Below are 10,213 nucleotides of genomic sequence, written 5' to 3'. Positions count from 1 at the left end.
GGGAGAGCGTCTGCCTTACAAGCAGAGGGTCACAGGTTCGAGCCCTGTAGCCTCCATCATAAAAAGACCATCGCCAAAGTGCGGCGATGGTCTTTTTTGGTGCAGACGGTGCTAATGAGGCGGCAGCACTCTGGTATGTTTTGGTACACTGTGGGAATAGGAGAATGCGAGGTGCACAATGATTCAAATCAAGGCGACGACATCTGTCTATGATTTAGTACAGGCGTATCCGGAGATCAGAGAAATCATGGTCGGGATTGGGTTTACGAAGATTGCTGAACCGGGGATGCTGAACTCGGTGGGGCGGTTTGTGGATTTGACGAAAGGCGCCCGGCTGATGGGGATTCCTTTCTCAACGATTCAAGAAGCCTTCGCGCAAGCGGGGTATGAGGTGATAACGGATGACAAATAAAAACGAGAAGACGCTGCCGGTCCATAACGCGGCGTGGCGGCAGAAGCGGATCGTGGCGATTCTGGAGCTGCTGCACCATGGCGGTTCCTTCGAAGAAGCAAAGAAAATGTTCGATGACTCCTTCGACGGCGTTGATGTGGCGGAGATTACGACGGCGGAGCGGCAGCTGATTGCCAGCGGGCTGAACCCGATGGAAATCCAGAACCTGTGCAACGTGCATGCGGCCGTGTTCCGGGGCAAGATCACCAACGACAGCAAGACCCCGGAGGAGCAGATTCCCGGACACCCGGTCCAGGTGATGAAGCTGGAGAACACGGTGCTGGCCTCGCTGATCAATGATGAACTCCTGCCGGTGTTGAAGAAATGGATCCAGGACGGCGCGGATAACGACTACCTGCGCCGGTTGCGGCGGGCCATGGCCGACCTGGCGACCATCGACCATCACTATGCCCGCAAGGAGAACCTGATCTTCCCAATCATGGACAAGCTGGGGATTACCGCACCGCCCAAGGTGATGTGGGGCGTGGACGATGAGATTCGCGACTGGATCAAGCAGGCCAACCAGTTGCTTGCGAGTGACCCGCTGCCGGACAAGTACGTGATTGAGAAGGCCGTGCAGAAAGCCGCCAAAGAAACCGACGAGATGATCTTCAAAGAGAACGCCATTCTCCTGCCCATGGTGCTGGAAGTCTTCACACCGGCAGACTGGGGCACGGTGGCGGCGGAGAGCGATCCCATCGGCTATACCCTGATTGCCGAACCGCTCCCGTGGCATCCCAGTGCAGCGGACTTGGCCCAGCCGGCGAAGAAGACCTCGGCCCTCGCCCAAGCGTTGAACACGCAAGCAGAGCAGCTGGCCGCTGCCCAGGAGGCAACCCGCCAGACGCCTGCCGCTCGACCGGGGCGGCCGAACAATAATGTACCGCAAGCGATGGCGGCTGCCGCGAAGCAGCCAGACACCGCCGATATTATGGCCCAAATCCACGGCAAGGCGGCGATGCCGGACTTCGTTAAGAAAATGCTGGCCGACAAAGAAGACCCCGTCCCCGCCCGGCGCAAACGGCGCGGAGCGGCGGCGGAGCCGTTCATTTCTCACATGACAGCCGACGCCAACGGCAGTGTGCAAGTGGTCCTGCCCACCGGCCGCTTCACCTTGGCCGAGCTGACAAACATCCTGCGCCTCCTGCCCTTCGAGATGACCTTCGTCGATGCCCAGGACACGGTGCGCTGGTTCAGCGACAATCCCGACCGGGTCTTCCCCCGGACCACCGCCGTCATCGGCCGTCTGGTGGTCAACTGCCACCCGCCCAAGAGTGTGGACAAGGTGGAGAAGATCCTCGCTGACTTCCATAGCGGCACCCGGGATCACGCCGACTTCTGGATCCACTTCCGCGGCCACTATATGTACATTCGCTACTTCGCCATTCGCTCCCCGGAAGGGACTTACTTAGGCTGCCTGGAAGTATCCCAGGACATCGACCCGATTCAAGCCATTACGGGAGAGAAGCGGCTCGACAGCGCCGATTAGCGGATGAGCAGGCAGTAGACCAGACTGCCGAGCGTGACAATGACGCCCGCCCACCATGGCTTGCTCTGGGGCATCATCGCCACCACCAGGGCCAAGACCGGCAGGATCAGTGTCATGATTGGCAAGTGCGCCCAAGGCACGGCGATGAGAAAGAGGACCACGGCGACGCCAATGACGATCGTTAACCGGATCGGCCCGCGGGTGATGCCCGGCATCAGTTCCACGGCGGCGATGACCACCAACGTGACCGCCGGCCAGGCCAGGGCAGGCAGGAACAAGCCGCCCTCGGCTGTCGTGTAGAGCACGATACTGAGGAGAAAGGGGGCCAGCCCATAGCCAATCACCGGCAGGAGCTGCTGTTCCACCGGCCGTTGGGCCAGTCGCGGGCCGAATATCCACAATATGGCGGCCAGGACGACAAGGATCGGCATGTACCAGTTGCTGGTGAAGCCGGCGAAAACACCCAAGCCCGTGTTGATCACCAGCCATAGAATGGCCAAGTTCATTTTGGGATGCCGCGGTGTCAGCCAGTCCTGGTAAAGAATGTTCAACAGCCCGGCGGCGGACACTAACGTGAGCGCACCCCAGCGGGCAAAGCCGGCATTTTGCCACGCTGTCAGCCAGGGGGCCAATAACAGCACGCCGGCAAAGGCGGCGGTATGGAACCATCGTTCTCGGGGAGTATCAGAAGCCAAGGAAGCACCTGCTTTTCTAGGAATTTCTTCTTTCATGATAGCGTAGACGTGCGCAAGACGCCAGGGATGGTGTAACGAAAAAGGGACACAAACAGGTGCCAACAGAAGCACCGTTTCCTCCTGGTCTAGGAAACGGTGCTTTGTTGACATATATGTCAATCCTTGCATTTTTGCAATTGTGTCCTTTGAAACATCACCAAAGGTAAAATGAATGTAAAGATAGCGCAGGTGACACGCGTTTTCAAAGGGGAGATGAACCAATGACGCCTGTACGGAAGAACAATCGTATTGTGAAATATTTGTATGGTTTGCTGTTGTTTTCCATTCTAATTGCGATTACATCGGGGTGCAGTAACAATAATCGTGACCCCGCAATTTCTCTGTCGTTCGAACCGGTGGAGAAGTTCAGTGCTACCGAACTTCAAAACTATGGTACAGAGGCGTGTGCTGGTGCTGTATGGATAAAAACTGACAGAAATACCGTCTTTTATCGTGAAGGCTCCGCCAAAAAAGTGCAAAAATCCCAACCAGGTAAAAAAAATCAAGAGAAGTTTGCCTATCTGTATTCTCCAGAAGCGCGTTCACAATCCTATCATCTTCAAGTGTCTAGTACAAAAAGCTTTGAGAAGTTCACTGAGGTTACGATTCCTTCAGCACGTGTGCTAGTTAAACGGTCGAGCCTGGCCGCTCAGTTCAAAAAGGCGGCTCAGGACAATCTTCGTGGTGATTTGTATCCATACGCCTGGCAGTTTTGGCAAGAAGATCCGGATGTGTTGGATCCTGCTGACGCTGATAAGGCTTGGAGTTGGGCTAGGTATGACAAAACTGATGATGGTGCGAATAAAAATTGGCAGCTGATACCATCGCCGAACAGAAAGACAGAGAACATCAATTCATTATATTTACGAATTGTGTCTGACGACCCGAAAGATTGTATCGGCGATCTCAGTGCTTTTGTTGCCATGTTTCATGGTGATGGGACAGTAGTGCAAGAAGCATTGGACAAATCAGCACGGAAGGGCAATCTTTACACGAAGGATGGATGGAATCATCCGGCAACTCGCATTGTCGTAAAAAGCAATGGAATTATTTACTCTATGGAGTTTTGGGACGAGGGGGACACGCCCGGGTATTATTGGTTCGGTGTAGAAATGTACCCCGCTGGAAAGCAAGAAAAGACTCAGTACACCGCTGACTTAGATGGAACGGAGGTACGAAAATACCTCACAAAGCTTCAAAACGCGCATGGTCTGGAAAGTTCAGATGACGAATATGATGACAGCGACACGGAAGATTCAGATTCCGAAGATGAAGCCGAGGACGACGAATTGCAAGATGCTGATACTGGCCAAACAGAATCCCAACAATCAGAATCACAAAAATCCGATGAGTCGAGCCAGCCAGATTCGTCCTCTGACAATGGTCAAAGTAGTAACACCAGTGAAGACAGTCAAAGAATTACCAATTTGTTGACTGAACGAATTTATGGTAAATGGAATCTGAACGAAGGTGGCTTCACCCTGTACATCAAGAAGGACAATTCCTTTGCCATTGTACAAACAGTATCTGCTACGCTCAAGTCGGGTTTTACGGTGCAAGTGGATCCTACTCTGGGTCGCGTTTCTCTTCAACCGACCGACACAAATATTCAAGGGATGGCGCTATATCCGATAAGTGCAGACGTAATGAACATGGGAGGAAGCACATCTAGTCGGCAGTTAAGGAGAGACAATTCATGGAATCCAGACAGTGATCCATTGCCGAATTAGCATGTTGTGATGTGTCCGTAGCTCAGTCCGAACCGAGAACTGATCAACTTAGTCTTAGGCGAGAGACACATTTGCTAGTAGACTGATTGTAAAGTGGGTAACAGGCGGAAAATGATTTTCGACAAAAGTGCAGAAAATTTGAAAGGAAGATTCAAATTGGGAATTCGTAAAAGCAAAGAAGAAACAATCGTCGTCGGTGGCGGTCGGGAGCAATGGATGCAAAACATGGTTAGCATTCTGACGAATAATGGCTTCAAGAAAGTAGATGCTAATGCTGCAACGATGCGGGTTACAGGTGACTACCACAAGGCAACGACATACGGCGGCATCGAGGCTATTCTCACGCCTGTTGGGGACAGCCAGACTCAAATCCAACTGATTGCAACAGCCAATGTCGATAACGTATACGCTCTTTTCACGAGCCCAACACAGAAGATTTTGGACAAGGTAATGAATGCGATTCACTAGAAAAGGCGCTGCAATCGTTCTGCCATCGCAGTCCGGTTGCAGCGCCTTTCACGCAAGCCTCAAGCATAGTCGGAATAAAAGTCTTGGACCACGAATAAATCAGTGGTGAAACCCTGCTGGCGCATGATAGGAGCCATGAGCGGCACCCAAGATCGTAAGAAGTCTGCCGATCCCAGGATGAGGCAAGTATTGAAAATGTTGGCGATAGCCGAAAAATCGAGGGGGCAAGCTCCCTTGCTCGTGTTTCCTAGTAATTCTCTGGTCAAACAGATGGCAAACTCGTCTTCGTATTGTTGCGGTTCAATGTTGGCAAGTTCGCCGAAAGCGTGTTGTGCTGGTTCTGAATGATCTGGGTTTTCTCTCAAGAGACGAAGTACCCCCCGTAATTGGTTGCTAATTGCGTACGGAGTAAAGTTTATGTCATGCTTTCTCAATGCCCCTTGTCGCGCGTTTGTGGATAATAACGTTGGCAGCGAAGTCAGCGGTGTGAGGAGCACAAGCTGGCTGCAAATTTCTAGTGACACCAGTGGCCAGTATTCTTGCTGGTAAAGATGGGCCATTGCGGCTTGGATAACTTCCTCTTTATCTGAAAACGACATGTTGAACTCCGCCATCAATACCAATTTGCAGAGCCAGACGAATTGCGGAGAGAGAGTGTCTTCGTGTTCCAGGTACTTCAACAATGAGACAAGCGGGTCCTTTGCTCGTTCGACAATCATTTTGCGGACAAGTTGTACACGATTCGCGCTGCCACCCGCTTTAGATGGAACAAATTCTGACCAATCAGCCTGCATTCGGTTGAGCAGGGCCACAAGCGTGACAGCGGACAATGACGTTTTACCGGCCTCAAAGCGGGAGAGCGTGCTCACAGAGATGATGCCAGTGGACACTTGAGATTGACTTAGGTGACGTTCCCGGCGCAATTGTTGAAAGATTGTATTAATGTCCATCAGCCCACCCCCATTTCTGAACATTAGCCGCAACTTGCGGCCAGGCGTCCAGTTGTGCTGTTCGGGAATAGTTGTAACGTGTACCACGGAATCCTTGGTACATTTGAACGAGACGGGCAGTGACCCGTTTCTCTTCATTGGGATGATGGTACAAGTCCAGAATGATCATCTCGACAAACCGATTTTTCTCTTGAACCATGCTCGGAAGCGGTCTGACAGTGTCCAGTTCAGAGAAAATGGTTTCTGCTAATGTAATATTACGTTGGAGGTAAGCAGCGTTAAACATTCCCTGGGCGGCAGAAATCAAGTTATGGTACCGAGAGTTGCGAGAATGCAGAGCATAATAATTTGATTCGGCATTGATTTGCTCAAATATCCGATCTGCTAGAGTCTGAACTTGATCTGCCTTGAGAAACGGACTGACGGCGTTGATCAATGTCACTTCAAATTGGCCCCACCGAGAGATGTGCGCCAAATGATGAACAGCACGCCCCAGCATATCATCGGTCAGATGGAAATTTTCAATATGATACACATCGGCGATCGCAATGAACAGTATCGCGGCTAATCGATAATAGGGCCACTGCGTCTCTTCCCACAACTTTTGAAAATAGACAATCTGAGCGGGATACACATCAGGAGTGAGGGTGTCGTCGATAGGATAGTGGTAGAAAGTCTTGTTCGCAGTTAGAAATGACTGTTGCAGAAAATCAATGTTTCCGTCCAACCTGGTCAGTATCTGTACAAACGATTTGGCACCCAACTCCGTTTCTCCTCGTTCAAAACGCGACAACACTGAATCGGGCATAATGTCGTGTGTGACTTGATGAATCGTGAGCCCCACATCTTGACGCTGATGGCGCATAAATTCCCCTAATTCCATTGTGTTCCCTCCCCCACATTTCTTATCCTAATTAAATCACAATATGTTGTCGGCGTGTAGCATCTGTATGGCGGTATCACACTGAGTGCGGCTCACGCGTACTTTATCGCGGTCGGCCAAATTCCGGATGAGGTGTATGGCAGTTCTCTGGCTACTCATAGCGAGCCAGCATCTGCTGTACGCCCGCGCTTTGTGGCACAAACTGCTGTTGCTGCAGTATGGGCAACACTTGCGGTATGAATTCATCGAGGAACCGGCGGTCGCCCATGATTACGATACCGTTCAGAATACGGTTGACGGTCTCTGCCCGTTTCGATGCCTTCGCCATTGGTTCATTGGCTAACAGTGCCTGAATCATGCTTCGCGTTAATTCTTCTTCCGCATATCCGGAAGGCACGTCAGAGAATTGCTGAAAAGCAGTTTGGGCGTCTGTCGCGTGATTCGCGCGGAGGAGCCTGAGGACACCGGCAAGCTGGATGCGCAGGGCGGCTGCGGTAAACGTGGCTGTGGGTTGCGGCTCAGAGGTGTGAAACTGAGCGGCATTGACCGTCAAAAGCATGGGTAACGATTGCAGCGGGGTGAGATAAACGAGTTCGCCTGCCAAGGCCAGAAGAAAGGCGGACCAGTACCCTGTCGCACTCATAACTCTGGCGGTAGCGGATTGAACGGCGGCGGTCAACTTTTGACTGTCAGGTGTATCGCGGCTGTTCGGAAAATAGTGGGCAAGCGTCAATTGGCAAAGGAGGATCACATTGTCTTCCCGTGATGCTGTCGCGCTAGCCAGCAATTGTTCTAATGCAGGGCCTTGACCAGCCTCAGCCAACGCCGCAACGCGTTGAATCGCATTCATCTGATTGGCTTGTTCATCTGGGATGAACGCTGTCCAGTCAACTTGCATCCGGTTGACCAGGCGGACAAAGGAGACCGCCGACAATTGCGTCTTGCCCTGTTCAAAACGAGACAAGGTACTCGCCGAAACGATGCCCTTGGCCAGCTTATGAAGGGAAAAGCCCCGCAGTTCACGTTGCTGGCGGAACAATGTATTAATGTTGATTGTGGGCACGATACGCGGCCTCTTTTCCAATAAATCGCTGCCACGACTGCCAGTCGGTGGCCCTGAAGTAATCGTACTGGGTCCCTTGCCAGGTATCGGTCAGCTGCCTCATTTGTTCAGTCGTTTCAGCTGTGGGATCGTCGTGATAAGCTAACCGGAGGCGAATTTTTGCCTGGTTATAAAGCAAGATCATGTTTTGTTCCAGCGGGACTTTTGCGACAGCCTGCATGACGACCTTGGCGTCACGGTACAAGTGGTCACGGGTCATTGACAAAGCCACACCTTGACAGGCGGCCACGAGATCGTAGAACGATGAATTGCGATCACGCACGCCGGCGCCTGCGGATTTTGCCGCCAGGACGGAGAGGAGCTTCGGGGTAATCCGAGTCAATTGATCGTCAACCAAACCAACGCTAATCGTACTCATGAGGTTGATCTCGAATGTCCCCCAGTCCGGAATGGTGTTCAGATACCCTACGACGATATCAAACGATTCCGGCGTTGTTTCCCGGTGGGGCTGCTGGTACATATCCGCAACGACACTAAACCGGATGGCTGCCAAGCGATAATAAAACCAGCCGGTGGTTTTGTATAAGTCGGCATAATGGTGCTGCCACCTGCGGCCCTGTAATTCCTCGCCGTTAGCCATTTCAATCGTAAAATAACGGTCTCGATTCAAGTCGATGAATGTTTTTTGCAAGTATTCAACGTCACCGTTCAAGCGCACCAGCAGTCTCAGAAAATCCGATGCGTTCAGTTCGCTTTCTCCCCGCTCAAACCGGGAAAGAACGGAAGCCGGCACGATATTCCGTGCCACCTGATCAATGGTCAGCCCGCTGTCGTGGCGCTGCTGACGAAAAAATGTTCCCAGTTCCATAGCCGTCACTCCTCCCATGTGGATTGTATCGTTATCATAGCATTTCCGGGTAAAGAGATGTTTGGTAATTCATCGGGGATGTGCTAATATGGGTCAGTTACATTCCCGATAGGCGCAGCCCAAGGGCGCACCTTGTAACCGAAGAGGGGGAAACTATGGAGAAACACTTATTCACCTCGGAATCTGTTTCCGAGGGCCATCCGGACAAGATTGCCGACCAGATCAGCGACGCCATCCTGGACGCCATTTTAGCCCAAGATCCCAATGCCCGCGTAGCGGCGGAAACTGTCGTCACCACCGGGCTGGTGCTGGTCACCGGCGAGATCTCGACCACCGCCTACGTGGACATTCAGCACATCGTCCGCCAGACCGTGAAAGACATCGGTTATACCGATAACCGTATCGGGTTCGACGGCGACAGCGTCGCGGTCCTTTCTGCCATCGATGAACAATCGCCCGACATTGCCCAAGGGGTCAACGATTCCTTAGAAGCGCGGGAGCAGGACCAGGATCCCCTGGACCGCATCGGCGCTGGCGATCAGGGGATGATGTTCGGCTATGCCACCGACGAGACGCCGGAGTATATGCCGCTGCCCATCGCCTTGGCCCACAAGCTGATGCGCCGGACCGCGGCAGTGCGCAAGCAGGGAATCATCCCTTACTTGCGGCCAGATGCTAAGGCTCAGGTGACGATCGAGTACGGCGAGGACGGCAAGCCCGCTCGCGTGCACACGATCGTCCTGAGTACGCAGCATGATCCCAGCGCCACGCTGGACCAGATCACGCAAGATGTCACCGAGCACATTATTCTACCCGTTGTCCCGGCCCAGTACCTGGACGACGACACCCGGATCCTGATCAATCCCACTGGCCGGTTTGTGGTCGGCGGTCCCCAAGCTGATTCCGGCTTGACGGGGAGAAAGATCATCGTTGATACTTACGGCGGTTATGCCCGCCATGGCGGCGGTGCATTCTCCGGCAAGGACCCGACGAAGGTCGACCGGTCGGCCAGCTATGCTGCTCGCTACATCTGCAAGAACATCGTGGCGGCGGGCTTGGCCCACCAGATCGAGCTGCAGATTGCCTACGCCATCGGGGTGGCCGAACCGGTCTCCCTGTCCGTGGACTGCTTCGGGACTAACAGCGTTCCTGAAGATGTGATTTTACAAGCCATTCGCGCTAATTTTGATTTAAGACCAGCGGGCATCATCAAGATGCTCGACCTGCAGCGGCCCATTTACAAGCAGACCGCAGCGTATGGTCATTTTGGACGTACAGATGTCGATTTGCCGTGGGAGCACCTGGATCGGGTGCCGGCCCTGAAGAAGCTGCTCAGCACCAGCAAGTAGTTTCCGGTAACCGACGAGCAATAAGAGGCGACCAAACAGAGATGCTTTTTCAGAAAAGCGTCTTTGAGCGGACGTCTCTTTTTTCGTGCAGAGGGATGATCCGGGGGCCCGGCGATTTGGGCCGGTACGGCGTTGCGCTTCGCGCGGCCGCCTCGTGGAGCAGGAAAAAACGTACGTGGCACCGGCGATTTGGGCCCTCCGGCTGGCTGGGCGTGGAAATGGTTCGCG

10 protein-coding genes are annotated in these 10,213 nt (G+C 53.1%); 5 read left to right on the top strand and 5 right to left on the bottom strand.

Annotated elements, in window-relative coordinates; translation table 11 throughout:
* The first annotated feature begins 178 nt into the window (after positions 1-178).
* Both L248_RS12410 and L248_RS12405 read left to right on the top strand, forming a co-directional pair.
* Positions 179-412 carry a DUF1858 domain-containing protein gene (locus L248_RS12410; protein ID WP_022530592.1) on the top strand — a complete coding sequence of 78 codons (234 nt, stop codon included), beginning with the start codon at positions 179-181 and terminating at the stop codon, positions 410-412.
* Positions 402-1,940, top strand: a complete 1,539-nt coding sequence (locus L248_RS12405) for a DUF438 domain-containing protein (protein WP_022530591.1) — start codon at positions 402-404, stop codon at positions 1,938-1,940. The genes L248_RS12410 and L248_RS12405 overlap by 11 nt, the downstream gene beginning before the upstream one ends.
* Here the strand turns inward: L248_RS12405 and L248_RS12400 are convergent.
* Entirely contained in the window at positions 1,937-2,635 is a 699-nt protein-coding gene (locus L248_RS12400) for a hypothetical protein (RefSeq protein WP_040536736.1), read from the bottom strand. The genes L248_RS12405 and L248_RS12400 overlap by 4 nt on opposite strands.
* Positions 2,636-2,895: 260 nt before the next feature.
* Here L248_RS12400 and L248_RS12395 point away from each other — a divergent pair, with 260 nt between their 5' ends.
* Both L248_RS12395 and L248_RS12390 read left to right on the top strand, forming a co-directional pair.
* Positions 2,896-4,404 carry a hypothetical protein gene (locus L248_RS12395; protein ID WP_040536734.1) on the top strand — a complete coding sequence of 503 codons (1,509 nt, stop codon included), beginning with the start codon at positions 2,896-2,898 and terminating at the stop codon, positions 4,402-4,404.
* A gap of 111 nt (positions 4,405-4,515) precedes the next feature.
* Complete coding sequence (locus L248_RS12390; RefSeq protein WP_022530588.1) at positions 4,516-4,872, top strand: hypothetical protein; 357 nt, start codon at positions 4,516-4,518, stop codon at positions 4,870-4,872.
* Between the two features lie 59 nt (positions 4,873-4,931).
* Here L248_RS12390 and L248_RS12385 read toward each other — a convergent pair whose 3' ends face one another.
* The 4 genes from L248_RS12385 to L248_RS12370 form a co-directional block, all read right to left on the bottom strand.
* The gene (locus L248_RS12385) at positions 4,932-5,822 is read right to left on the bottom strand and encodes a helix-turn-helix domain-containing protein (RefSeq protein WP_040536732.1); all 891 of its coding nucleotides are present in this window, start codon (positions 5,820-5,822) and stop codon (positions 4,932-4,934) included.
* Entirely contained in the window at positions 5,812-6,705 is an 894-nt protein-coding gene (locus L248_RS16125) for a helix-turn-helix domain-containing protein (protein WP_022530586.1), read from the bottom strand. Before L248_RS16125 ends, L248_RS12385 begins: the two co-directional genes overlap by 11 nt.
* Before the next feature lie 151 nt (positions 6,706-6,856).
* Positions 6,857-7,768, bottom strand: coding sequence for a helix-turn-helix domain-containing protein (locus tag L248_RS12375; RefSeq protein ID WP_022530585.1), 912 nt, complete (start codon positions 7,766-7,768; stop codon positions 6,857-6,859).
* A complete protein-coding gene (locus L248_RS12370) occupies positions 7,749-8,636 on the bottom strand; it encodes a helix-turn-helix domain-containing protein (RefSeq protein ID WP_022530584.1) in 888 nt (295 codons plus the stop codon). Before L248_RS12370 ends, L248_RS12375 begins: the two co-directional genes overlap by 20 nt.
* A gap of 155 nt (positions 8,637-8,791) precedes the next feature.
* Here L248_RS12370 and metK point away from each other — a divergent pair, with 155 nt between their 5' ends.
* The gene (gene metK / locus L248_RS12365) at positions 8,792-9,985 is read left to right on the top strand and encodes a methionine adenosyltransferase (RefSeq protein WP_022530583.1); all 1,194 of its coding nucleotides are present in this window, start codon (positions 8,792-8,794) and stop codon (positions 9,983-9,985) included.
* The last annotated feature ends 228 nt before the right edge of the window (positions 9,986-10,213 follow it).

This window comes from Schleiferilactobacillus shenzhenensis LY-73 (assembly GCF_000469325.1).
GTDB lineage: Bacteria > Bacillota > Bacilli > Lactobacillales > Lactobacillaceae > Schleiferilactobacillus > Schleiferilactobacillus shenzhenensis.
This window is presented reverse-complemented; position numbering and strand designations above follow the sequence as displayed.